Source organism: uncultured Lutibacter sp. (assembly GCF_947493565.1).
GTDB lineage: Bacteria > Bacteroidota > Bacteroidia > Flavobacteriales > Flavobacteriaceae > Lutibacter > Lutibacter aestuarii.
Genome location: NZ_CANLRG010000004.1, coordinates 297883 through 322545 on the forward strand (window position 1 = coordinate 297883; position 24663 = coordinate 322545).

General features: G+C 30.5%; 22 protein-coding genes. 9 read left to right on the top strand and 13 right to left on the bottom strand.

The genetic code is table 11. The features are described from left to right. Positions 1–88 precede the first annotated feature (88 nt). Genes rimP through infB form a run of 3 tightly spaced genes read left to right on the top strand, consistent with a single transcriptional unit; the run spans position 89 to position 4702 of the window. Positions 89–553, top strand: coding sequence for a ribosome assembly cofactor RimP (gene rimP, locus Q0714_RS06910; protein ID WP_298263751.1), 465 nt, complete (start codon positions 89–91; stop codon positions 551–553). A gap of 13 nt (positions 554–566) precedes the next feature. Next, positions 567–1826: a transcription termination factor NusA gene (gene nusA, locus Q0714_RS06915; RefSeq protein ID WP_298263752.1), complete on the top strand. Its 1260-nt coding sequence runs from the start codon at positions 567–569 to the stop codon at positions 1824–1826. Between the two features lie 38 nt (positions 1827–1864). Continuing rightward, on the top strand, positions 1865–4702 hold the full coding sequence (gene infB / locus Q0714_RS06920; protein ID WP_298263753.1) for a translation initiation factor IF-2: 2838 nt from the start codon (positions 1865–1867) through the stop codon (positions 4700–4702). Between the two features lie 38 nt (positions 4703–4740). On the opposite strand, the gene rlmN is transcribed toward infB, so the two are convergent. The 3 genes from rlmN to Q0714_RS06935 all read right to left on the bottom strand — a co-directional run bounded on the left by rlmN (position 4741) and on the right by Q0714_RS06935 (position 8264). Continuing rightward, the gene (gene rlmN / locus Q0714_RS06925; protein WP_298263754.1) at positions 4741–5781 is read right to left on the bottom strand and encodes a 23S rRNA (adenine(2503)-C(2))-methyltransferase RlmN; all 1041 of its coding nucleotides are present in this window, start codon (positions 5779–5781) and stop codon (positions 4741–4743) included. Positions 5782–5839: 58 nt separating this feature from the next. Continuing rightward, positions 5840–6889 carry a tRNA preQ1(34) S-adenosylmethionine ribosyltransferase-isomerase QueA gene (gene queA, locus Q0714_RS06930; RefSeq protein WP_298263755.1) on the bottom strand — a complete coding sequence of 350 codons (1050 nt, stop codon included), beginning with the start codon at positions 6887–6889 and terminating at the stop codon, positions 5840–5842. Between the two features lie 160 nt (positions 6890–7049). Beyond that, the gene (locus Q0714_RS06935; RefSeq protein ID WP_298263756.1) at positions 7050–8264 is read right to left on the bottom strand and encodes a 3-phosphoshikimate 1-carboxyvinyltransferase; all 1215 of its coding nucleotides are present in this window, start codon (positions 8262–8264) and stop codon (positions 7050–7052) included. Between the two features lie 82 nt (positions 8265–8346). On the opposite strand from Q0714_RS06935, the gene Q0714_RS06940 reads away from it, so the two are divergent. Then, positions 8347–11457, top strand: a complete 3111-nt coding sequence (locus tag Q0714_RS06940) for a glycosyl hydrolase (RefSeq protein WP_298263757.1) — start codon at positions 8347–8349, stop codon at positions 11455–11457. 47 nt (positions 11458–11504) lie between these two features. Here the strand turns inward: Q0714_RS06940 and Q0714_RS06945 are convergent, their stop codons facing one another. From Q0714_RS06945 to Q0714_RS06965, 5 genes are all read right to left on the bottom strand, one after another. Next, entirely contained in the window at positions 11505–11744 is a 240-nt protein-coding gene (locus tag Q0714_RS06945; protein WP_298263759.1) for a hypothetical protein, read from the bottom strand. A gap of 1 nt (position 11745) precedes the next feature. Continuing rightward, positions 11746–12072, bottom strand: a complete 327-nt coding sequence (locus tag Q0714_RS06950; protein ID WP_298263760.1) for a nucleotide pyrophosphohydrolase — start codon at positions 12070–12072, stop codon at positions 11746–11748. Positions 12073–12130: 58 nt separating this feature from the next. Further along, entirely contained in the window at positions 12131–12781 is a 651-nt protein-coding gene (aat, locus tag Q0714_RS06955) for a leucyl/phenylalanyl-tRNA--protein transferase (protein WP_298263762.1), read from the bottom strand. A gap of 83 nt (positions 12782–12864) precedes the next feature. Then, positions 12865–13239 (bottom strand): DUF3127 domain-containing protein, encoded by a 375-nt coding sequence (locus Q0714_RS06960; protein ID WP_298263764.1) that lies wholly within the window; start codon positions 13237–13239, stop codon positions 12865–12867. A gap of 9 nt (positions 13240–13248) precedes the next feature. Continuing rightward, positions 13249–14109 carry a flavin reductase family protein gene (locus Q0714_RS06965; protein ID WP_298263765.1) on the bottom strand — a complete coding sequence of 287 codons (861 nt, stop codon included), beginning with the start codon at positions 14107–14109 and terminating at the stop codon, positions 13249–13251. A 96-nt stretch (positions 14110–14205) separates the two neighbouring features. Here Q0714_RS06965 and Q0714_RS06970 point away from each other — a divergent pair, with 96 nt between their 5' ends. Then, complete coding sequence (locus tag Q0714_RS06970) at positions 14206–15354, top strand: HAMP domain-containing sensor histidine kinase (RefSeq protein WP_298263766.1); 1149 nt, start codon at positions 14206–14208, stop codon at positions 15352–15354. Here Q0714_RS06970 and Q0714_RS06975 read toward each other — a convergent pair whose 3' ends face one another. Together Q0714_RS06975 and greA are read right to left on the bottom strand one after the other, a co-directional pair. Further along, positions 15355–15744: an HIT family protein gene (locus Q0714_RS06975; protein WP_298263767.1), complete on the bottom strand. Its 390-nt coding sequence runs from the start codon at positions 15742–15744 to the stop codon at positions 15355–15357. Between the two features lie 81 nt (positions 15745–15825). Continuing rightward, positions 15826–16302, bottom strand: coding sequence for a transcription elongation factor GreA (gene greA, locus Q0714_RS06980; protein ID WP_298263768.1), 477 nt, complete (start codon positions 16300–16302; stop codon positions 15826–15828). A gap of 120 nt (positions 16303–16422) precedes the next feature. Here greA and Q0714_RS06985 point away from each other — a divergent pair, with 120 nt between their 5' ends. The 4 genes from Q0714_RS06985 (at position 16423) to Q0714_RS07000 (ending at position 20649) form a co-directional block, all read left to right on the top strand. Further along, positions 16423–16839, top strand: coding sequence for a hypothetical protein (locus Q0714_RS06985; RefSeq protein ID WP_298263769.1), 417 nt, complete (start codon positions 16423–16425; stop codon positions 16837–16839). Between the two features lie 55 nt (positions 16840–16894). Then, the gene (locus Q0714_RS06990; RefSeq protein WP_298263771.1) at positions 16895–18040 is read left to right on the top strand and encodes a 5-(carboxyamino)imidazole ribonucleotide synthase; all 1146 of its coding nucleotides are present in this window, start codon (positions 16895–16897) and stop codon (positions 18038–18040) included. Positions 18041–18047: 7 nt separating this feature from the next. Then, the gene (purE, locus tag Q0714_RS06995; RefSeq protein WP_298263772.1) at positions 18048–18533 is read left to right on the top strand and encodes a 5-(carboxyamino)imidazole ribonucleotide mutase; all 486 of its coding nucleotides are present in this window, start codon (positions 18048–18050) and stop codon (positions 18531–18533) included. Positions 18534–18618: 85 nt separating this feature from the next. Then, entirely contained in the window at positions 18619–20649 is a 2031-nt protein-coding gene (locus tag Q0714_RS07000; protein WP_298263773.1) for a M3 family metallopeptidase, read from the top strand. Between the two features lie 165 nt (positions 20650–20814). On the opposite strand, the gene Q0714_RS07005 is transcribed toward Q0714_RS07000, so the two are convergent. From Q0714_RS07005 to Q0714_RS07015, 3 genes are all read right to left on the bottom strand, one after another. Beyond that, positions 20815–22737, bottom strand: coding sequence for an OmpA family protein (locus Q0714_RS07005; RefSeq protein WP_298263775.1), 1923 nt, complete (start codon positions 22735–22737; stop codon positions 20815–20817). A gap of 19 nt (positions 22738–22756) precedes the next feature. Then, the gene (locus Q0714_RS07010; protein WP_298263776.1) at positions 22757–23680 is read right to left on the bottom strand and encodes a type IX secretion system membrane protein PorP/SprF; all 924 of its coding nucleotides are present in this window, start codon (positions 23678–23680) and stop codon (positions 22757–22759) included. Between the two features lie 13 nt (positions 23681–23693). Next, on the bottom strand, positions 23694–24663 hold a 970-nt coding region (locus Q0714_RS07015; RefSeq protein ID WP_298263777.1), incomplete at its 5' end, for a gliding motility-associated C-terminal domain-containing protein.

A 24663-nucleotide genomic window follows, 5' to 3' on the forward strand; every position in this document is an offset into this window, starting at 1 on the left:
TCATTTCAAAAATTGTTACTATATTTGCAGCGAATTATTACAGAATAGAGGAAGGAGGGGACGTAAAGTCCCCTCTTTTTATACAAAGATGGATAGAGAAAAAATTACAAATCTGGTAAATGAAGCAATTAAAGAAAATCCAGAACTTTTTTTAATAGAATTAAAATTCTTACCAGATAATAAAATTTATGTTGAAGTAGACGGTGACCATGGAATACCGCTACAAGAATGTATAAGAATTAGTAGAGGAGTTGAGCATAATTTAGACAGAGAAGAAGAAGATTTTTCTTTAGAAGTTACGTCACCAGATGTTTCACATCCTCTAAAAGTCAACAGGCAGTACATTAAAAATATAAATCGTATTTTACAGGTAAAACTAAAAAATACAACCACTATTGAAGGCACTTTAACAGAAGTTCTAAATGATGATATAACTTTAGAATGGAAAGCTAGAGAACCTAAACCAATAGGAAAAGGCAAAATTACTGTTGCCAAAAAAGCAACAATACCATTTGCAGACATTATAGAGGCAAAAGTGAAAATAATATTTTAATTAATAAGGATGCATGGAAAATTTAGCATTAATTGAGTCGTTTTCAGAATTTAAAGGTGATAAAAATATAGATAGAGTTACTTTAATGTCAATTCTTGAAGAAGTATTTAGAGCTGCTTTAAAAAGAAAGTTTGGATCAGATGATAACTTCGATATTATTATTAATCCAGACAAAGGCGATTTAGAAATTTGGCGTAACAGAGTTGTTGTTGCCGATGGAATGTCCGAAGATGATAATGAAGAAATTGAACTTTCAGAAGCAAGAAAAATTGAACCAGATTTTGAAATTGGTGAAGATGTTTCTGAAGAAGTTAAATTAATTGATTTAGGTAGAAGAGCAATTTTAGCATTGCGTCAAAACTTAATATCGAAAATTCATGAACATGACAGCACCAATACTTTTAAACAATTTAAAGATTTAGAAGGAGATATTTATAGTGCCGAGGTACATCACATTCGTCATAATGCAATTATTTTATTAGATGATGAAGGAAATGAAATTGTATTACCTAAAAGCGAACAAATTCGTTCAGATTATTTTAGAAAAGGAGAATCTGTACGAGGTATTATAAAATCTGTTGAATTGCGTGGAAACAAACCTGTAATTATCTTATCAAGAACTTCCCCTCAATTTTTAGAAAAGTTATTTGAACAAGAAATTCCAGAGGTATTTGACGGCTTAATTACTATAGAAGGAGTTGCAAGAATCCCTGGTGAAAAAGCTAAAGTAGCTGTAGATTCATACGATGATAGAATAGATCCTGTTGGAGCTTGTGTAGGTATGAAAGGCTCTCGTATCCACGGAATTGTACGTGAACTAGGTAATGAAAATATAGATGTTATCAATTTCACCAAAAACACACAACTTTACATTGCACGTGCTTTAAGTCCTGCCAAAGTCGTTTCTATGAAAATTCATGAAGAAGAAGGTAGAGAAGATGGCAAAAAAGGAAGAGTTGATGTATTTTTACAACCTGAAGAAGTTTCAAAAGCCATTGGTAAAAATGGTGTTAACATCCGTTTGGCTTCACAATTAACTGGCTATGAACTTGATGTGCAAAGAGAAGGAGTTGAAACTGAAGATGATGTAGAATTAACTGAATTCTCTGATGAAATAGAAACTTGGGTAATCCAAGAATTCAAAAAAATTGGTTTAGATACTGCTAGAAGCGTACTTGAAAAAGATGTATCTGAGCTTTTAAGTAGAACTGATTTAGAAGAAGAAACAATTTTAGAAGTTCAAAAAATATTAAGATCAGAATTTGAAGACTAATCAAATTTCTAAAAACAAATAGGCTAAAAATAAATTATATGGCTGACAACAAAACATTGAGACTAAACAAAGTATTACGAGAATTAAACATTTCGTTAGATAGAGCTGTTGAGCACTTAGCAAATCACGGATTTGAGATTGAAGCTAGACCAACAACAAAAATATCTGGTGAAGAATATGAAATACTATTGGATGGTTTTCAAACTGATAGAAGTAAAAAAGCGGCATCTAAAGAAGTAAGCGAAGAAAAGCGCAAAGAAAAAGAAGCGCTCAGAATTGCTCTTGAAGAAAAGTTAGAAAAACAGCGTCTTGAAGAAGAAGCTAAAAAAGTTGTTGTCAAAGCTAAAGCTGAAAAACTAGAAGTTAAAACTGTTGGTAAAATTGAAATTGAACCAAAAAAAGAAGAAGTTGAAACTCCTAAAGCTGCTGAAGAAAAAATAGAACCAACTCCTAAGGTTGAGGTTAAAGAGGTTAAAAAAGAAGAGCCTAAAGAAATAAAAAAGGTAGAAGAAAAACCAATTGAAGAGAAAAAACAACCAGAAAAGGTAAAAGAAGTTGAAGCAGCTATAGAAAAACCAAAAAAGAATGAACCTGTTATTTCTCAAAAAAAGGAAAAACCATTAGTTAAAAAAGAAGAAAAACATAAAAAAACTGAGGAGCAAGAACCTGAAACAACAACTCCTCAAACTATAGAAACACAATACAAAAAATTATCAGGTCCTAAAATTACAGGTAAAACAATTGATTTAAAACAATTTGAAAGACCTAAAAAGAAAAAAGCTGAGCCTACAGCGGCAAAAAAAGAATCAACTGCTGATGCTAATAAAAAGAAACGTAGAAGAATAAAAAAATCTCCTACATCTCCTAACGATAGAAAATCTGGAACTTCTAACAATAGAGGGACTCAACAACAAAGAGGAGCTCAACAAAGAGGAACTAGAAAACCTATTATTAAAGAAGAACCTTCAGAAGCTGAAGTACAAAAACAAGTACGTGAAACCTTAGAAAAATTACAGGGTAAATCTAAAAAAGGTAAAGGAGCAAAATATAGAAGAGATAAAAGAGATCTACATCGTCAACAAACTGAAATTGATCAGGAAATACAAGCAGCAGAAAGCAAAATACTTAAAGTTACAGAATTTGTAACTGTAAGTGAAATTGCAACTATGATGGATATTCCTGTAACCAACATTATTTCAACCTGTATGACGTTAGGAATGATGGTTACTATGAATCAGCGTTTAGATGCTGAAACATTAACAATTGTTGCTGAAGAGTTTGGTTATACCGTAGATTTTGTTGGAGCTGAAGTTGAAGAAGCAATTGAGGAACATATAGATACAGAAGATGAATTAGAACCAAGAGCTCCAATTATTACAGTAATGGGACACGTGGATCACGGTAAAACATCTTTATTAGATTATATTCGTGAAGAAAATGTAATTGCAGGTGAATCTGGTGGAATTACCCAGCATATTGGTGCTTATGGAGTTCAATTAAAAAACGGTCAAAAAATTGCGTTTTTAGATACACCTGGTCACGAAGCCTTTACAGCTATGCGTGCTCGTGGAGCGCAAGTAACCGATTTAGTGATTATTGTTATTGCCGCTGATGATGATGTTATGCCGCAAACTAAAGAAGCAATCAGTCATGCCCAAGCAGCTGGTGTTCCTATCGTTTTTGCAATTAACAAAATTGATAAGCCAAACTCTAACCCTGATAAAATTAAAGAACAACTTTCAGCAATGAATTTACTTGTTGAAGATTGGGGTGGAAAAATACAATCACAAAATATTTCAGCTAAAACAGGTGAAGGTGTTGATGATTTACTTGAGAAAGTGTTGTTAGAAGCTGAAATGTTAGATTTAAAAGCTAACCCAAATAAAAATGCAGTTGGAACCGTAGTTGAAGCCTTATTAGATAAAGGTCGTGGATATGTTTCTACCATTTTAGTTCAAGAAGGAACATTAAAAATTGGAGATTATATCTTGGCTGGGAAACATAGTGGTAAAGTAAAAGCTATGTTTGATGAACGTGCAAACAACATGAAAGAAGCAGGTCCTTCAACTCCAGTATCTATATTAGGATTGGATGGCGCGCCGCAAGCAGGAGATAAGTTTAATGTATTTGAAGATGAAAAAGAAGCAAAACAAATTGCTGCTAAACGTTCTCAATTACAACGTGAACAATCGGTAAGAACTCAACGTCATATTACTTTAGATGAAATAGGACGAAGAATTGCACTTGGTGACTTTAAAGAATTAAATATTATTTTAAAAGGTGATGTGGATGGTTCTGTAGAAGCATTAACAGATTCTTTCCAAAAACTATCTACCAACGAAATTCAAGTCAACATTATCCATAAAGGTGTTGGTGCCATTACAGAATCTGATGTATTATTAGCTTCTGCCTCTGATGCAATTATTGTTGGATTTAATGTTAGACCATCAGGAAACGCAAGAGTTTTAGCTGAAAATGAAGAAATTGATGTTAGAACTTATTCAATTATCTATGATGCTATTAACGATTTACGTGATGCAATGGAAGGTATGTTATCGGCAGAAATTAAAGAAGAAGTTACTGGAAATGTTGAAATTAGAGAAGTTTATAAAATTTCGAAAGTAGGTAATATTGCTGGTTGTATGGTTACTAGTGGAAAAATTTATAGAAATTCTAAAATTAGAGTTATCAGAGATAGTGTAGTTATCCATTCTGGTGAATTAACCTCTTTAAAACGATTTAAAGATGATGTAAAAGAAGTTGCTAAAGGATACGATTGTGGACTTCAAATTAAAAACTTTAACAATATAGAAATTGGTGATGTTATTGAAGCTTACCAAGAAGTTGAAGTTAAAAAGAAACTTAAAAGAAATTAATTATTTCTTTATAACATAAAAAAGCTAGATAAAATTATCTAGCTTTTTTTATTTGCTAATTGTCCACAAGCTGCATCAATATCTTTTCCCCTACTTCGCCTAACATTTACAATAATATCATTCATTTCTAAAATGCTAATATAATCGGTTATTGCTTGAGGGTTTGCCTGTTGAAAATCTCCATCATCTATAGGATTGTATTCTATTAAATTTACTTTACAAGGCACATATTTACAAAACTTTACTAAAGCGTTAATTGCTTCTTTAGTATCGTTAATTCCATTCCAAACCACATATTCATAAGTTACTCTACTTCCAGTTTTAGCATACCAATATGCTAACGATTCTTTTAAATCATTTAAAGGAAAAGCTTTACTAAAAGGCATAATTTTAGAACGTACCTCATCAATTGCTGAATGCAATGAAACAGCCAAATTGAATTTCACTTCATCATCCGCTAATTTTTTTATCATTTTAGGAATTCCTGAAGTTGAAACTGTAATGCGTTTTGGTGACATACCCAATCCTTCTTCTGAAGTTATCTTTTCAATAGCCTTTAGTACATTATTATAGTTCATTAAAGGTTCTCCCATTCCCATAAAAACAATGTTAGAGAGTTTATGGTTGTGGTACAATAAACTTTCTTGATTTATTGCAGAAACTTGATCAAAAATTTCATCTGCGTTTAAGTTTCTCATTTTCTTTAAACGAGCGGTTGCGCAAAAATTGCAATCTAAACTGCATCCAACCTGACTAGAAACACAAGCTGTGGTTCTATTTTCTGTAGGAATTAATACAGATTCTACTATTAAACCATCATGCAATCTCACCGCATTTTTAACAGTTCCATCAGAACTTCGCTGCATTTGATCTACTTTTATATGGTTGATTACAAAATTATTTTCTAACATTTGACGTGTTTCTTTTGAAATATTTGTCATATCTTCAAAAGAATGTGCACTTTTACTCCACAACCATTCATAAACCTGATTCCCTCTAAAAGCTTTATCACCATGTTCAACAAAAAAATCTCTTAATTGTTCTTTGGTTAAAGCTCGTATGTCTTTTTTTTCAATCATTAATACTTCAAGTTTATAAAAAAGAAACCCGCTCTCGCGGGAATTTATATTTTAAATGTTAGATGATTAACATCGCATCTCCGTATGAGTAAAATTTGTACTTTTCTTTAACAGCTTCTTTATAAGCTTCCATTAAAAAATCGTACCCTGCAAAAGCTGCAACCATCATCATAAGTGTTGATTTAGGGGTGTGAAAATTAGTAATCATACAGTTTGCAATACTAAAATCATAAGGAGGAAAAATAAATTTATTAGTCCAACCATTAAACGCATTTAAATGTTTATCTGAAGAAACTGAACTTTCTAATGCTCTCATTACAGTAGTTCCAACAGCACAAACTCTTTTTTTATTATCAATTGCATTATTTACAATTTCTGCAGTATTTTCTGGAACCAATGATTGCTCTGAATCCATTTTATGTTTAGATAAATCCTCTACCTCAACAGGACTAAAAGTTCCTAAACCTACATGTAACGTTACTTCTGCAAAATCAACTCCTTTAATTTCTAAACGTTTCATTAAGTGTTTTGAAAAATGCAATCCAGCTGTTGGAGCAGCAACCGCTCCTTCATGTTTTGCATAAATGGTTTGGTAACGCTCTTCATCACTAGGTTCTACAGCTCTTTTAATGTATTTTGGAAGCGGAGTTTCACCTAGTTCATCTAATTTTTTTCTAAATTCTTCATAAGAACCATCATATAAAAAACGTAATGTTCTTCCTCTTGATGTTGTATTATCAATAACTTCTGCTACTAAACTTTCGTCATCACCAAAAAATAATTTGTTTCCAATTCTAATTTTTCGAGCTGGATCAACAAGTACATCCCAAAGTCTGCTTTCTGCATTTAACTCTCTTAATAAAAAAACTTCGATGCGTGCACCAGTTTTTTCTTTTTCACCATACATACGAGCTGGAAAAACTTTAGTATTGTTTAACACCATTAAATCACCTTCATCAAAATATTCTATCAGGTCTTTAAACATTTTATGTTCAATAGTTTGTGTTTTTCTATTTAAAACCATTAAACGAGCTTCATCTCTATGTTCTGCTGGGTATTCTGCTAATAAATCTTCAGGTAAATCGAATTTAAAATGTGATAATTTCATGTGTCTTTATTGTTGTTTATATTTAATACAAAGAAATGTTGTTTAAAATTGTACTTTTTAGCAACTTTTCTTAGGTATTTTTTCTTGAATGAGCGCAAATATACAACATCGACATAGGCGTTGTCAAGTGAATTGCAATAAAACTTTGTTTTTGAGAATTTTAAAGTGTTATTTTTTTAAAATCATCCCAAAAAGTTGGATACGATTTTGAAACAACATTTGGATCTTCAATTGAAATTGGAACCCTTAAAGCTAACGGAGCAAAAGCCATCGCCATTCTATGGTCATCGTAAGTTTTTATCGAGATATCTCTCTTTATTTTTAGTGACTTTTTTAAATGAAGTGTTTGGTTGGTTATTTCAACATGTCCTCCTAACTTTTCAAGTTCATTTTTTAACGCCACCAACCTATCAGTTTCTTTTATTTTAAGGGTATGTAAACCTGTTAAAAAACATTCAATACCTAAACCAAAACAAGTAACTGAAATAGTTTGAGCTATATCTGGAGCATTTTTTAAATCAAGATTTTTAAAATAATCTTTATTAATTTCTCCATTATTTTTTAGAATTAATGAAGTGTTTTTAAAAGTGGTTTCCACGCCTAAATTTTTATAAATATCAGTTAATATTGCATCGCCTTGAAGACTTTCTTTTTTAAATGATGATATTTCAATTTCTGAATTTGGACTTAAAGCACACAAACTATAATAATACGAAGCTGAGCTCCAATCAGATTCAACCGTAATTGTTTGACCATCAATTTCTGTTTTTGGTTCTACAACTATTTGATCATCTATCCAAGTATATTTAACTCCTATTTCAGACAACAACTGCAAGGTCATTTTTATATAAGGAACCGAAGTAATGTTTCCTTTAAACTTTAATCGCAATCCATTTTTTAAGGTTGGGGCAATTAATAATAACGATGAAATATACTGACTACTTACATTTCCGTCAATTTCAATAAAATTATTTGTTAGTTTATTTCCTAAAATTTTTAATGGAGGAAACCCTTCTTTTTCTATAAATTTAATGTTAGCTCCTAAAGTAGTTAACGCATCAACTAAAATTTCAATAGGTCTATTTTTCATTCTATGCGAACCCGTTAAAACAATTTCAGAGTTTTCTTTAACTGAAAAATACGAAGTTAAAAAACGCATAGCTGTTCCCGCATGTCCAATGTTAATTTCTTTTGAGTTACTCGTTAGTGCTTGTAACATTAGTTTTGAATCATCAGAATTTGATAGGTTTTCAATTCTTAAATTAGGATAAAATTGTTGTAAAACTAATAATCTATTAGATTCACTTTTTGAGCCTGTAATTTTAATACTACCTTTTACAACTCTATTTATTTTATCAATTTTTAACAATTCCATCTATTTTCTATTAATCGCTTTTAATAAAATATTTTTTATAGATTTATATTTCGTTAATTATCAAACAATTTAACCAAACATTATGAAAAAATATTTACTATTTATAAGCTGTTTCTTTTTAATTTCAGCCCACAAAGTTACTGCTCAAAAACTAGTACGCAAATTTAATGAAGAATTTTACAAATCTATTGAATGGCGTAATATTGGTCCTTTTAGAGGCGGTAGAAGTGCAGCGGTTACTGGAGTAGCTAATAAAGCTAATCTCTATTATTTTGGAGCTACTGGAGGTGGCGTTTGGAAAACAACTGATGCAGGAAATACTTGGAGTAATATTTCTGATGGCTTTTTTGGAGGATCTGTTGGTTCAATTGCTGTGAGTGAATCTGATAATAACGTAATTTATGTAGGTAATGGAGAAGTTACTGTACGCGGCAATGTTTCTTCTGGTGATGGTATGTGGAAATCTGTAAATGCGGGAAAAACTTGGGAACATATTGGATTAAAAAATTCTAGACACATCCCTCGAGTTAAAATTCATCCTAAAAATCCAGATATTGTTTTTGCAGCAGTTTTAGGTGATTTATATAAGCCTACCCAAGAAAGAGGTGTTTACAAATCGATTGATGGAGGTAAAAACTGGAAAAAAGTATTATTTTCAAATGAAAATGCTGGAGCTGTAGATTTAATTTTTGACCCTAATAATCCTCGAATTTTATATGCTTCAACTTGGAATGTTAGGAGAACTCCTTATAGTTTATCAAGCGGTGGAGAAGGCTCAGCAATTTGGAAAAGTACCGATGAAGGTGAAAGTTGGAGTAATATTTCTGAAAATGAAGGACTACCCAAAGGAATTTGGGGGATAAGTGGTTTGGCCGTATCTCCTATAAACTCAGATATTATTTGGGCTTTAATTGAAAATAAAGATGGTGGAATTTACAAATCTTTTGATGCTGGAAAAACTTGGAAACTTATCAATAGTGAGCGTAAATTACGCCAGCGAGCTTGGTACTACACACGTATTTATGCAGACACACAGGACCAGAATACAGTATATGTATTAAATGTTCAATACCATCAATCTAAAGATGGCGGAAAAACTTTTAAAACTTTTAATGCTCCACACGTAGATCATCACGATTTATGGATTTCTCCAGAGAATAATCAACGTATGATTATTGCTGATGATGGAGGTGCTCAAGTAAGTTTTGATGCTGGTGAAAACTGGAGTACCTACCACAATCAACCTACATCTCAATTTTACCGTGTAGTTACAGACAATCATTTTCCGTATAGAATTTATGGTGCGCAACAAGATAATTCAACCGTAAGAATTTTACATAGAACTGACGGTGGAACCATTGGAGAAAGTGATTGGGAAAGTACTGCTGGAGGCGAAAGTGCTCATATTGCAGTTGATCCTTTAAATAATGACATTGTTTATGGAGGAAGTTATGGGGGACTTTTAACTAGAGTTAATCACAAAACAAATGAAACTAGAGTTATTAATGTTTGGCCTGATGATCCAATGGGACATGGGGCTGAAGACATGAAATATCGTTTCCAATGGAACTATCCTATTTTCTTTTCTCCACACAATTCAAAAAAGATGTATACAACTTCAAACCATGTACATATAACGTATAATGAAGGACAAAGTTTTGAAGTTATTAGCCCTGATTTAACTAGAAATGACCCTAAAACACTAGGAGTTTCTGGAGGACCAATTACAAAAGACAATACAGGCGTTGAATATTACGGAACTATTTTTGCAGCAGTAGAATCTCCTTTTGAAAAAGACTTAATTTGGACAGGTTCTGATGATGGTTTAGTTCATATCACTAAAAATGGTGGTAAAAATTGGATTAATGTTACACCTAAAAAAATGCCTGAATGGATGATGATTAATTGTATTGAAGTAGATCCTTTTACAGCAGGAGGTGCTTATATTGTAGGTACACGCTATAAATTAGGCGACTACAAACCTTATATCTATAAAACAGAAGACTATGGAAAAACTTGGAAATTAATTACCAACGGTATTTCATCTGAGCATTTTACAAGAGTTTTAAGAAGCGACCCAAACCGAAAAGGGTTGTTATATGCAGGGACTGAAAACGGAATGTATATAAGCTTTGATGATGGAGAAAATTGGAGCCCGTTTCAATTAAACTTACCAATTGTACCTATAACCGATTTAACCATAAAAAACAACAATTTAATTGCCGCAACTCAAGGAAGATCATTTTGGATCATAGATGATTTAACTCCTCTTCACCAATTAAATGAAAACCTCATTTCTCAAGAATTATTTTTATACAAACCAATGGATAGTTATAGGATGAGTGGAAGTTCTAGAAAATCTAATACAGCTGGGCAAAATCATCCTGGAGGGGTACTTGTTAATTATTATGTAAAAAACCTTCAAAAAGAAGATACTTTAAGTTTGTCATTCTATGAAGAATCTGGAAAGCATATTAAAACATATTCAACAAAACCAGATAAAAACCAAAATGAAGAAGAATTAAAAGCTAAAAGTGGTGCAAATAGTTTTAATTGGAATCTAAAATACCCTGATGCTGAAAAAGTAAAAGGAATGATTTTATGGTGGGCATCATTAAGTGGTCCTAAAGCTTTACCTGGTACTTATGTGGTAAAATTAAGCAATAATGGGAATACGGTTTCTGAACAAACCTTTAATTTATTGAAAGATCCTAGAAGTTCAGCTTCAGATGAAGATCTAATTGTACAATTTAACTTTATTATTGAAATTCAAGAAAAATTAACTGAAATTCATAAAACATTAAAAAATATTTCAAAAGTTAAAACACAAATAAAACAGTTAAAAAGCTCAATTTCTGACAAAGAAAACCATAAAGAAATAGTTGAATTGGCTAATAAAATTGTAGAAGATTTAACCAAACATGAAAATGAATTATATCAAACAAAAAGCAAAAGCAGTCAAGATCCGTTAAACTTTCCTATAAAGTTAAACAACAAGTTAGCTCATTTAAATTCGTTGAGTTCTATTGGTAATTTTAGACCTACAGACCAGTCTATTGAATTTAAAAATGAAGTGACTAAATTAATTGATAGCGAACTTTCTAAAATTTATGAAATATTTAATAATGATATTAAAAAATTAAACAAAAAAGTGAAAGAAAGCACTATAAATCTTATCAATTTGGATGAATAATAATTGTTTTTTACCAAAAATAAGCAGTTAAATAATAATTTAGTTGCTTATTTTTTTATAAACTTATAATAACCAGCCATAAAAAGTCCATAAATTGTTGACATTACAGCAATTCGTTTAAAATAATATAGCCCCGTTTCTATTGAAAAATACTGTTGAGCCATCGCAGTAAAACTGCCATTTTTTATCATGGTAAATACCATTTCAATAATAGCAACAAAAATGAAAAAGATAATTGTAAAACGTATCGCCAATTTAACAAATGACTTATTTTTATATTGATTCATTTTATTTTAGTTTTTGATTATTGTGATGACGGTCGTGATCTCTTTCAGTTTTAATATTCATTTTTTTATCAAAAGCAGCTTGTAAATCAATCCCTGTTTGATTTGCCAAACACAACACCACAAAAACAACATCGGCTAATTCTTCTCCTAAATCTTTATTTTTATCACTTTCTTTTTCACTTTGTTCACCATACCTACGCGCAATAATACGAGCCACTTCACCTACTTCTTCAGTTAATTGAGCCATATTTGTTAATTCATTAAAATAACGAACACCGTGTTTTTTAATCCAATTATCTACTATAAGTTGTGCGTTTTTTATTTCCATTTTTAATATTATGTATATCAAGTTCAAAGGTAATGAACTTCCTGTATATATTACACTTTTATAAATAAGTTAAAAATTGATCTCTTTCTATTTCTTCAGCTCCCAAGCTTGCCAAATGAGAGTTATAAACCTGACAATCAATTAATTTATAGTTTTTGCTTTTTAATTTTTGAGTTAAGTAAATAAAAGCCAATTTTGAGGTATTACTTACTTTACTAAACATACTTTCTCCACAAAAAATAGTTCCCAAATCGATGCCATATAACCCTCCTACCAACTCTCTTTTAGATTTATCTTCTTCATTTTGTTTCCAAACTTCTACAGATTTTGCTATCCCTTTTTGATGTAGTTTTATATACGCTTCTTGCATTTCATTGGTAATCCAAGTACCCGGTTGATTCTTTCTGGCAATAATTTTACAATTGGTAATTACTTCTTTAAAATTTTGATTGAACGTAATTTGAAATTTATTTTTTCTAATCAGTTGTTTCATACTTTTTGAAACTTTTAGCTTTTCTGGATACAAAACCATTCTTGGATTTGGACTGTACCAAACAATTGGCTCTCCATCACTAAACCAAGGGAAAATTCCACTTTTATACGCTAATAGTAATCTTTCAGAAGATAAATCGCCTCCAATTGCTAACATGCCATCTTCATTTGCTAAATGTACTGGTGGAAACACTAAATCTTTAGATAGTAAAAACATGTCATTAATTTTCACAAATATAATGAAACAAAAAAGAGAAAAACATCAGCTTTTCTCTTTAAAATATCATTGAAATTTACCTTTTAGAACGGTAAATCATCTGGTTCACTATCATCAATATTTGAAGTAGTTTCAAAGTTATCAACAGGCGCCATTGGTGGAATTTCTGAAGTACCTTCAGCCTGTGCTACTTCAATTCTCCATCCTTGTATAGAGTTAAAGTAAACTGCTTCACCTTGAGGATTTATCCACTCTCTACCTCTTAAGTTTATTGAAACTTTCACATCTTGTCCAACAGCATAATTATTCAATAAATCACATTTATCTTGTACAAATTCAATCAATAACATTTGAGGATATTGCTCATTTGTTGTTACCACCATTTCTCTTTTTCTAAAACCACTAGCCCCATAAGTTTTAGTTTCATCAATTTTTTTAATTTTTCCAGTTATTTCCATATTCACTAATTATTTGATTAAAAGCACCTTCCAAGCACTTTGCACATCGTTTTTTTCTAAATATTCTTTGGCAAATGTATGTTTTTTTGAAGTATTTATCCCAACAAATTGACGATGTTCTTTTGCAAACTTATTAACATCTTCCGCTGAAGGTAATGCAGAAATATTCCCTAACTTCCCTAAATCATTTCCTGAAAGTATGGTACTTGTTCTTATTTCTTTTGGAATAGTATCAACCCCAATACCTAATGATGAAAGTGGTTTAGGAATTTCAAAAAATCCATTTTTTGCTCGAGAATAAAAACTACCTCCTGCCCTAGCCACTAAATCTAACTTATGTTGATTAATATTCCCTTGAGCATCTATTAAATCTTCTTGTATATGTAATTTTACCACTTCACATATTACTAAATTTCCTGCGCCTCCTTCTTTCCCTAACTCTATAACTTCAGTTACTTTACATTCCATTTGAATGGGTGACTCAGCAACCCTAAAAGGTTTCACTTTTTCAGATGCTAACATGGTAAAACCTGCCTTTTCAAATTCATTTACACCTTTTGGATATTCTGTACTTGCCAACGACATTTGTTGAACCATTTTATAGTTAACTACGTTAATAACAACTTCTTTAGTGACTTTAACATTTTCAAAGGTATGTTTTGTGGTATTATCTCTAACCCTTCTAGCAGGCGAAAAAATTAAAATTGGCGGATTAGCACTAAACACGTTAAAAAAACTAAATGGTGACAAATTTGGAAATCCATTAATATCAACGGTACTTGCAAAAGCAATGGGTCTAGGTGCAACCGCACTTAATAAATATCCGTGTAATTTAGGTATTGTAATTTCTTGTGGATTTATACTTAACATTGAATGAGTCTTTTTTAACAAATGTAAATATTTCAATTTTAAAATAATATCGATTTTATTTTTAAGTTATAGCTACATATATTTTATATTTGAATAATGGCTTCCTATAAAAATACACAAATAGTTCGTTGGGCTGTAATAGTTGCTTCTTTTATTATTGTAGCACTTATTTTATGGAATACTTACGACTTTTTTCAAAAATTTAAAAATGAAGAAAGAGCTAAAATGCAAATTTTAGCTGGTGCATACGAACGCTTTAATACTTTTGATTTAAATGCTGATTTTTCTTTAGAAACTAATATTATTGGCTTTAATAGTAATATTCCTATGATAATTACTGATGAAAAAGACAGCATTACTGATTGGTCCAATTTAGATACTTTAAAAATCAAAAAAAAGAACTATTTAAAAAAACAACTTTCCATAATGAAAGGTCAAAACGAACCTATTATGGTCAGCCATAAAAGAGGAAACGCCCAGCAATTTATTTATTATAGAGATTCCGATTTATTAACCAAACTTAAGTATTACCCAGTAGCTTTAATTCTTATTTTGTTTTTATTTGCGAGTGTTATTTACTTATTTTTTAAATCTAATAAAGTTGCCGATCAAAATAAACTTTGGACTGGAATGGCTAAGGAAACTGCTCACCAAATTGGAACACCTTTATCTTCTTTACTTGGCTGGATTGAACTATTAAGATTGGAAAATACTGATGAAAACACCGTGCAAGAAATTGAAAAAGACGTGCAACGATTAAATATTATAGCGGAAAGATTTTCTAAAATTGGTTCAGTTCCTGTACTTCAACAAAACAACATTGTAAAGGCAACACAAGACGCATTCAATTATTTAGAAGCTAGAAGTTCTAGACAGGTTGAATTTCAATTTAAAAGCGTTCATTATGAAATTTTTTGTTTCTTAAATCTGCAATTATTTAGTTGGGTTATTGAAAATCTTGTAAAAAATGCCATAGATGCAATGGAAGGAAAAGGAAAAATAATGCTTTCAATTTCTGAAAATGACAAACAAGTATTTATTAAAATAGCTGATAATGGCAAAGGGATTCCTAAAAACTTACAGAAAAAGATTTTTTCTCCTGGTTTTACTACTAAAAAACGCGGTTGGGGTTTAGGCTTATCTTTAGCTAAAAGAATTATTGAAGATTATCACAAAGGCAAAATTGTAGTTTTAAAATCTGAAGTTAAAAAAGGAACTACTTTTTTAATTAGCTTAAACAAATAGTTATAAATTATTTGAAATTGCTTTAGCTATGGCTTCAAATTCATTAGAACTTAGTTTTACTTTTTTTGAAAACTGAATATCAGCCATTTCTTTTAATGGAATTAAATGTACATGTACATGAGGTACTTCTAATCCAATAACTGCCATACCAATACGTTCACAATCAATCGTTTTTTCAAGAGCTTTTGCTATTTTTCTTGAATAACTCATTAAGCCATTGTATAATTCTTCATTTAAATCAAATAACTTATTTACCTCTTGTTTTGGTACCACTAACGTGTGCCCTTTAGCATTAGGATTAATATCTAAAAACGCATAAAAATCATCATTTTCAGCTATTTTATAAGATGGTATTTCTCCATTTATAATTTTAGTAAATATTGAACTCATAATTGTATTTTTATTCAAAAATATAAAACCCCTTTCAATAAAAAAATTGAAAAGGGGTTTCAATAAAAGATGATTAGAATTTTACCCCCTAGTAATTTCTAAAATTTCAAATTTCATAATGCCACTTGGCACTTGTATTTCGGCTAAATCACCTACTTTTTTACCAAGAAGTCCTTTCCCTATAGGTGAATTTACAGACAATTTCCCTTCTTTTATATTTGTTTCAGAATCTGCTACCAAGGTATATTTAAATTCCATGTTATTTACTGTATTTTTTATTTTTACAGTAGAACGTATCAAAACTTTTGAAGTATCTAATTTAGATTCATCTATCACTCTAGCGCTGGCAACAACTTCTTTTAATTTTGCTATTTTAAGTTCTAATAAAGACTGTTCTTCTTTAGCAGCATGGTATTCAGCATTTTCACTTAAATCACCTTTATCTCTAGCTTCTGCTATATCATTACTTACTCTCGGACGCTCAACACGTTCTAAATGTTCAAGCTCGTCCTTCAATTTTTTCATTCCTTCCTCGGTGTAATACGAAATTTTACTCATAACTAATTAATTTATATAAATACAAAAATCTCAAAACTGGCAACCAGCATGAGACTTTATACAAATGTACAAAATATTTGTAACTTGCAATCGTTTACCAATAAACTTCATACCATAACTATGAAAAATTTACTATTATTGTTTGTATGCTTTCTTTTTTTTTCTTGTGAAAAAAATGACACTCAAGATATTTTACCTAACATTGATGTAAATGTGACTATAAATTTAGATTTACCACAATATATTAATTTACAAACTCCAAGTGGTTGGGCATATACTAATGGTGGTTTAAAAGGAATTATTATACAAAATACAGGGCTTACGCCTAAATACAAAGCATTTGAAAGAGCTTGCCCAAACAACGATTGTAATTCACCAATGGAGTTTGATGGAAGTTTAAAATTAAAATGTTCTTGCGATAATAGTGAATATAGTATTATTGATGGTACGCCTCAAACTTCAGGAAATACTCAATTTGCTAGAGAATATAAAGTAAATACCGTTAACAGTAAAACCCTAATTATTACTAATTTTTAATATTAAAGCAATCTAATTAAAATCAGATTGTTATTTTTGTGCGAAAGTTTTAAAAGTGAAAAATTATTTCTCATCCAATTTTAAGTTAGGCGTTTTAGGTGGTGGCCAATTAGGAAAAATGTTACTAACCGAAACTCAAAAATTTGATATTTACACCTGTATTTTAGATGCAACACATGAAGCTCCTTGTGCACAAATTTGTAACGAATTTCATCTAGGAGATTTAATGGACTTTGATACTGTTTATAATTTTGGTAAAAAAGTAAATTTACTTACTATTGAAATTGAACATGTGAATATTGAAGCATTACAAAAATTAGAAGAAGAAGGTTTGGAAATTTATCCACAGCCAAGTGTTTTAAAAACTATTCAACATAAAGGAAAACAAAAAGATTTTTTTGTTAAAAATAACATTCCAACTTCACCACACAAACGTTTTACATCATTAGATCAATTAAAAAAAGAAACCTTAGCTTTCCCTTTTGTATGGAAATCTGCTCAATTTGGTTATGATGGAACAGGCGTTAAAATTGTTAAAAATCAAAACGATTTAAATTCATTAACCAATACCGATTGTATTGTTGAAGATTTAATTCCATTTAAAAATGAATTAGCAGTTATTGTGGCTAGAAACAAAAATGGTGAAACTAAAACATATCCTGTAGTTGAAATGGAATTTCATCCAGAAGCTAATCAAGTTGAATATGTTATTTGCCCTGCTAGAATTTCAGAAAATGTGGCTCTAAAAGCTAGAAATATTGCCTTAAAAGTAGCCAACTCTTTTCAGCATATTGGTTTGTTGGCCGTTGAAATGTTTCAAACAAAAGATGATGAAATAATTGTAAATGAAGTCGCTCCTCGAACTCATAACAGTGGTCATTACAGTATTGAAGCTTCTTACACCAGTCAATTTGAACAACACTTAAGAAGCATTTTAAATCTTCCTTTAGGTAATACTGATAGTAAAGTTGCAGGAATTATGGTAAATTTGGTAGGAGAAGAAGGTTTTTCGGGAAATGTAGTGTATCAAAATATTGAAGAAATATTAAAGATGGATGGTGTTACTCCTCATATTTATGGGAAAAAACAAACACGTCCTTTCAGAAAAATGGGACATGTAACCATTGTAAATAATGATTTATCTGAAGCGAGAAAAATAGCAGAAAACGTTAAAAATACCATTCGAGTAATTAGTAAATAAAACAATTATGAGTAAAGTAGGAATAATTATGGGAAGCAATTCTGACCTTCCAATTATGCAACAAGCAATTGATATTTTAAAAAGTTTTGATATAAAAACTGAAGTTGATATTGTGTCTGCTCATCGAACACCAGAAAAATTATTTGAGTATGCAAAAAACGCTCATTTACGTGGAATATCTGTAATTATAGCTGGCGCTGGTGGCGCAGCTCATTTACCTGGAATGGTTGCTTCTATGAGCCCTTTACCTGTTATTGGAGTGCCCGTGAAATCTAGAAACTCTATAGATGGTTGGGACTCGGTATTGTCAATTCTTCAAATGCCTGGTGGAGTTCCTGTAGCTACTGTTGCTCTTGATGGCGCTCAAAATGCTGGAATTTTAGCCGCTCAAATTATTGGAAGCTCCAACACCAAGGTTTTAGATAAAATTATTGAATATAAAGAGGCGTTAAAAGTTAAGGTTATAAAGGCTTCTGAAGAACTTAAAAAATAACTTCTACCCAACAAAAGAGACTTTATTTGATGTTCAATCATCTGTAAACTCATTTTAAAAAATTAAATTTTATTACTATAATAATATGAGTAATCCTTTATTACAAAATTTTAATACACCATACGGTGCAGCTCCTTTTTCCAAAATTAAAAGCAAGCATTTTAAACCTGCTTTTATTGAAGCCATTAAACTTGCAAAAGCTGATATTGATAAAATTGTAAACAACAAAGAGATTCCAACATTTGAGAATACTATAGAAGCTCTAGATTTTAGTGGTGAAGTATTAGATCGTGTTTCAAGCATTTTTTTCAACTTAAATTCTGCTGAAACTACTGATGAAATTCAAAAAATTGCACAAGAAGTTTCTCCTTTACTTTCTGAATTTTCAAATGATGTAAGGTTAAATAAACAACTTTTTAAAAAAGTTCAATTAATATTTGACATTAAAAATGAACTAAATTTAACTAAAGAACAAGAAACTTTACTAACAAATAATTACAAAAGTTTTGTTCGAAATGGAGCCAATCTAAATGAAAAACAAAAAGTTGAACTACGCAAAATTGATACAGAACTCTCTAAACTAAAATTAAAATTTGGTGAAAATGTACTTGCAGAAACCAATGCATTTGAGCTTCATATTACTAACAAAGAAGAATTAAAAGGTTTACCTGAAAGCGCTTTAGAGGCTGCAGAATTTACAGCTAAACAAAAAAAGAAAAAAGGCTGGATTTTTACATTAGATTACCCAAGCTATATTCCTTTTTTAACCTATGCAAAAAATAGGGAATTAAGAAAAAAAATGGCTGTTGCTTTTGGTTCTAAAGCTTTCCAAAATAATAAATATAACAATGAAAATATTGTTTTAAATATTGCAAAACTTCGCCATAAAAGGGCAAATTTATTAGGTTATAAAACTCATGCACACTTTGTTTTAGAAGAGCGAATGGCCGAAAACCCACAAACAGTAATTAATTTTTTAGATGATTTACTTGTTAAAGCTAAACCAGCTGCTGAAAAAGAGTTTCAACAATTAAAAAATTTAGCACAAAAAGATGGAATTGAACAAATCCAAAAATGGGATAGCGCTTATTATTCTGAAAAATTAAAACAAGAATTGTTCGATCTTGATCAAGAAAAATTAAAACCTTATTTTAAATTAGAGCATGTAATTAATGGTGTTTTTGAAATTTCAAATAAATTATATGATTTAATTTTTGAAGAAATTAATTCTGTTGACACTTATCATAAGGATGTTAAAACATATAAAGTTACCGATACTGCTGGCAAATATATTGCTATTTTATATGCCGATTTTTTTCCGAGAGAAGGGAAACGTAATGGTGCCTGGATGACGTCTTTTAAAGGACAATGGATTAAAAATAACGAAAATTCTAGGCCACACATTTCAATTGTATGTAACTTTACAAAACCAACAGAAAAAAAACCTTCTTTATTAAGTTTTAACGAAGTTACAACCTTATTTCACGAGTTTGGTCATGCCCTACATGGAATGTTAGCAAACACCACCTACAAAAGTTTATCTGGAACTAATGTATATTGGGATTTTGTTGAACTTCCTAGTCAATTATTTGAAAACTGGTGTTATGAAAAAGAAGCCTTAAATCTATTTGCCAAACATTTTGAAACTGGAGAAATTATTCCAATGGATTTTATTGAAAAAATAAAAAAATCTTCTAATTTTTTAGAAGGAATCCAAACATTACGTCAGTTAAGCTTTGGAATTTTAGATATGGCATGGCATGCTAAAGATCCTTCAAAGATTATTAATGTTAAAAATTATGAATCCTTAGCTTTTAAAAACACCCAACTATATCCGGAAGTTGAAGAAAATTGTATGAGCACTTCTTTTGCACATATTTTTCAAGGAGGCTATTCTTCTGGATATTATTCTTATAAATGGGCTGAGGTTTTAGACGCTGATGCCTTTGATTTATTTAGAAAAAAAGGCATATTTGATAAAAAAACTTCTTTAAAATTTAAAGCCTTTATTTTAGAAAAAGGAGGCACTGAAAAACCAATGGAATTGTACCTTAAATTTAGAGGTAAAAAACCCACAAATGAAGCTTTATTAAAAAGAGCTGGATTAGTAAAATAATATCAAAATTTTTGAGTATAAATAAAAAAAGAAGCAATGAGATTCATTGCTTCTTTTTTTATTGAAATTTGTAAAAGTAAACAGCCGTAAATAATAACTTGAGAAAATTGTCGTCCCCACAACGGTAGTATATTCAAAATCATTAGTTTACGACTGCTATTTACTTTATTTCATTTTTATAATAATAAATTCAGTTCTTCTATTAAGTTGGTGTTCTTGTTCAGAACAAGGTACATTATTAGAACATTTATTTACTAATTGAGTTTCTCCAAATCCTTCATATTTAGTTATTCTGTCAGCATTAATTCCTTTAGACACTATATAATCATAAGTAGATTTAGCTCTTCTATTAGACAATCTCATATTATAATCATCATTAGCTCTACTATCAGTATGAGATTCTAAACGAATTACCATTCCTGGATATTTGTTCATTAAGGCTACTACCTTATCTAATTCAACGGCTGCATCAGGTCTAATATTGTGCTTATCTAAATCAAAATAAATAGTTTCTAAATCAGCTAAAACAACAACATCTTCAATTGGTGCCATTGGAATATTTAAATTAACTATTAATTCAGTTTTCTTTTCTAATCCAAATGAGCTAAACTCTTTTATAGCATCTTGATATTTTTCTTTAGATCCTTTTAAAATAAATTTTTCATCCCTTGGAATTAAGTGTTCATAAGCTCCATCTTCTTCTGTGATAAAATACGTTAATTCTTCGCCATTTTCTCTTGATAAAACAACTTTTGCTCCAGCAACTGGCTCGTTATTTATGGCATCAAAAATTTGACCTTTTAAGGTTAGAGGTGGAATTCTTGTAAATGCATAAACATCATCTCCTCCCATTCCTCCTTTTCTGTTTGAAGAAATATATCCTTTAAATCCATCTTTCGATAAAAAATAAGCAAAATCGTCTTTTTTACTGTTTATTGGCTCTCCTAAGTTAATTACATTAACAATTTCATTATTTTCATTTTTAATAGAAACAAAAACATCTAAAAGTCCAAAACCTACATGGCCATCTGAAGAAAAATATAATGTTTCATCCTCTCCATAAATAAACGGAAACGATTCATTACCTTCAGTATTTACAATATTCCCTAAATTTATTGGTGCACTTAAAGATCCATCTTCATTTATAGAACTCTTATAAATATCCGTTCCTCCTTCACCTCCAGGCATATCAGAAGCAAAATATAATGTTTTACCATCATTACTTAAAGATGGATGATACACTATATAGTTTGGGTTATTTAAATTTGTTGGCTTAATGTTTGTCCATTTACCCTCCACTAAATCTGCTGAATAAATACCCACATGCATCACCCCTTTACTATCACTAATTTTTGAACTTTCGTGGTAATTATTTCTAGAAAAGTAAGCTTTGGTTCCATCTGCATTGAAAGTTACTGGACCATCATGCTGAATGGTATTTATTTCATCAGAAAACTTTGTAATAGATTCTTCAGTACCTCCTTCAGTTGGTGCTTGATAAACATCTAATAATGGTTGTTTATCCCAGGCATAGAGTCTTTTAATTGCAACTCCTTCATCTCTAGACGATGTAAAAACAACTTTATCATTTAAAGCAACTGCACCAAAGTCATTAAACTTAGAATTAAAATCTACTGTATGTAAGGTATTTTTTTCTTTTGAATTAAAAATAGCACTAGCTAAATCTTCATTCTTAAAAAAGCTTTTAACTCTTGAATCATTTTCATTTCCGGCTTCTTTATACATCTTCATCCATTTTTTAGATTCCTCATAATTTCCGGTAGCTCTTAAAGTTTGAGCATAATATAAAAAATATTCAGATGGTACATTTTCTTGTTTAACAACCTCTTTATAAATAGGCAAGGCATTTTCAGGCTGTCTCAACATTATGTATGCGTCAGCTAATTTTTGCATAGCATATCGTTCATTAAAACTCGTGTCAATTAATTTTTCATAAGTTGAAATAGCTTTCACAAAAGAAAAATTATCGAATTGTCTGTCAGCTCTTTTTTGTTTTGCAGTTTGACCAAACATTGATGTAATGCCAATCAAAGCAAAAGCAATAAATAAAAGTCTTATATTTCTCATAGTATTCATCTTTATTTGGTTAAAAGTATCTTGGAGATTTTTGTTTGTTTTTCAAGAATTTAAATTCATACATTAACAAAATCTCATGAGACCCTGAAGTATAAGGTCTAATTTCTCCTGTTGGAATTTCATAAGTATAACCAACTCTAAACTGATCAGAAACTTGAAAATCTACTAAAGCACCAAAAGCTCTTTGTTCTCCATTAAACCTGTAAGAACCACCCAGCCAAAATGTTTCATTAAATAAAAAGTTGGCTGTTAAATCTAAAGATAAAGGAGCTCCTTTAGTATATTTAGTCATAAAAGAAGGTTTTAATTTTAAATTTTCATTTAAATCAAATACATACCCTCCAATGGCATAATAATGAACGGTTTCTAAAGCTGCATATTCAGTATCATTATGTAAATCATGATTTACCAGTTTAGGTATTGATAAACCTGCATACCACTTATCTGAATGAAATAATATACCAACACCAAAATTGGAATTCCATCTATTAAGTCTTTCATCAAAATAAGGATCTTGATTAACTTCAGTATCATTATACAATTCTTCTGCTAACTTATAATATGTTAACCCTCCTTTTAATCCAAAACTAACATCTACTTCATCGCTAGCTTGAAGTGTATAAGAAAAATCTGCATAAACATATGTAAAATTTTCAAATCCTGATTTATCATTAATTAATGATAGTCCTAAACCAACTTTTTCATTTCTTAAAGGAGAATGAATAGATAATGTTTGTGTTTGAGGTCCTCCATCAAAACCAGCCCATTGATTTCTATTTAGTGCTACAATACTTAAAGCATCTCTACTACCTGCATAAGCAGGATTCACAGAAATTGTATTATACATATATTGCGTGAACTGTGGTAATTGTTGAGCATTCGAATATTCAAATCCCAATGTTAACATTACTACTATTATAATTAATCGCTTCATAGTTTTTGTTTTTTTAATGAGTTCCTAAATAAATATACCCTGTTATTGGCTCTAAAGATTGCCCTCCAGAATCTATTACTTTAACAATGTAGTAATAGGTTCCTGCTGGTAATTTTGCACTTGATCCTATTGTCAATCCTGAATTATTATGATATCCTCCCCAAGTGTTTTTATAATCTTTAGATTCATATACCATTTTACCCCAGCGGTTAAATATTTCAACAATATATTTACAGCTACTAGCACCAACTAAACCAACATTAAATGTATCGTTTATACCATCATTATTAGGGGTTACTACTTTGGATATTTCATCTGGTGTAACACACGCTAATACCGCACAATCAATAACTACAGTTAATTGTGATACACATCCTGTTGATGACGTAAAATTAAATCTATATTCGCCATTTTCTAATTCAACAACATCCAATAAACTTCCATTTAATCTATTAGGAATATCTATTGCCTCCCAAGTTCCACTTGTATCAGAAGCTAAACTTAAATAATCATTTAAATCAACTGTTTGAACAGGGTTACCGAAACCATCAAATAGGTCATCACAAATATTTACAACCTCGTTAACAGTTGTGTTATCTTCACTAACCGCTACCGTTTCTGTTGATGAACATCCATTTGTTGAATCTGTTACTGTTACAGTATATTCTCCTGCTGCTGTTACTTCTATACTTGAAGTCGTTGCTCCTGTACTCCATAAGTAACTTGCATCTCCTTGAACTGTTGATCCACTTGCATCTAAAACAACGCTTGTTATGGTACAAGTTAAAGTCTCGTTTCCTGTAATACTCGCAACTACTGCGGTAGTATCTTCACTAACCATTACCGTTTCTGTTGATGAACATCCATTTATTGAATCTGTTACTGTTACAGTATATTCTCCTGCTGCTGTTACTTCTATACTTGAAGTCGTTGCTCCTGTACTCCATAAGTAACTTGCATCTCCTTGAACTGTTGATCCACTT

Bases quoted from the DNA above. Each gene is read 5' to 3' on its own strand.
- greA (WP_298263768.1), bottom strand. From the start codon at position 16,302: ATGAGTAAAATTTCGTATTACACCGAGGAAGGAATGAAAAAATTGAAG.
- Q0714_RS06935 (WP_298263756.1), bottom strand. From the start codon at position 8,264: ATGGAATTGTTAAAAATTGATAAAATAAATAGAGTTGTAAAAGGTAGT.
- Q0714_RS06940 (WP_298263757.1), top strand. From the start codon at position 8,347: ATGAAAAAATATTTACTATTTATAAGCTGTTTCTTTTTAATTTCAGCC.
- Q0714_RS06975 (WP_298263767.1), bottom strand. From the start codon at position 15,744: ATGAGTTCAATATTTACTAAAATTATAAATGGAGAAATACCATCTTAT.
- nusA (WP_298263752.1), top strand. From the start codon at position 567: ATGGAAAATTTAGCATTAATTGAGTCGTTTTCAGAATTTAAAGGTGAT.
- Q0714_RS06945 (WP_298263759.1), bottom strand. From the start codon at position 11,744: ATGAATCAATATAAAAATAAGTCATTTGTTAAATTGGCGATACGTTTT.
- Q0714_RS07010 (WP_298263776.1), bottom strand. From the start codon at position 23,680: ATGAAGCGATTAATTATAATAGTAGTAATGTTAACATTGGGATTTGAA.
- Q0714_RS07000 (WP_298263773.1), top strand. From the start codon at position 18,619: ATGAGTAATCCTTTATTACAAAATTTTAATACACCATACGGTGCAGCT.
- aat (WP_298263762.1), bottom strand. From the start codon at position 12,781: ATGTTTTTACTATCTAAAGATTTAGTGTTTCCACCAGTACATTTAGCA.
- Q0714_RS06965 (WP_298263765.1), bottom strand. From the start codon at position 14,109: ATGTTAAGTATAAATCCACAAGAAATTACAATACCTAAATTACACGGA.
- Q0714_RS06950 (WP_298263760.1), bottom strand. From the start codon at position 12,072: ATGGAAATAAAAAACGCACAACTTATAGTAGATAATTGGATTAAAAAA.
- rimP (WP_298263751.1), top strand. From the start codon at position 89: ATGGATAGAGAAAAAATTACAAATCTGGTAAATGAAGCAATTAAAGAA.
- Q0714_RS06985 (WP_298263769.1), top strand. From the start codon at position 16,423: ATGAAAAATTTACTATTATTGTTTGTATGCTTTCTTTTTTTTTCTTGT.
- rlmN (WP_298263754.1), bottom strand. From the start codon at position 5,781: ATGATTGAAAAAAAAGACATACGAGCTTTAACCAAAGAACAATTAAGA.
- infB (WP_298263753.1), top strand. From the start codon at position 1,865: ATGGCTGACAACAAAACATTGAGACTAAACAAAGTATTACGAGAATTA.
- queA (WP_298263755.1), bottom strand. From the start codon at position 6,889: ATGAAATTATCACATTTTAAATTCGATTTACCTGAAGATTTATTAGCA.
- Q0714_RS07005 (WP_298263775.1), bottom strand. From the start codon at position 22,737: ATGAGAAATATAAGACTTTTATTTATTGCTTTTGCTTTGATTGGCATT.
- Q0714_RS06970 (WP_298263766.1), top strand. From the start codon at position 14,206: ATGGCTTCCTATAAAAATACACAAATAGTTCGTTGGGCTGTAATAGTT.
- Q0714_RS06960 (WP_298263764.1), bottom strand. From the start codon at position 13,239: ATGGAAATAACTGGAAAAATTAAAAAAATTGATGAAACTAAAACTTAT.
- purE (WP_298263772.1), top strand. From the start codon at position 18,048: ATGAGTAAAGTAGGAATAATTATGGGAAGCAATTCTGACCTTCCAATT.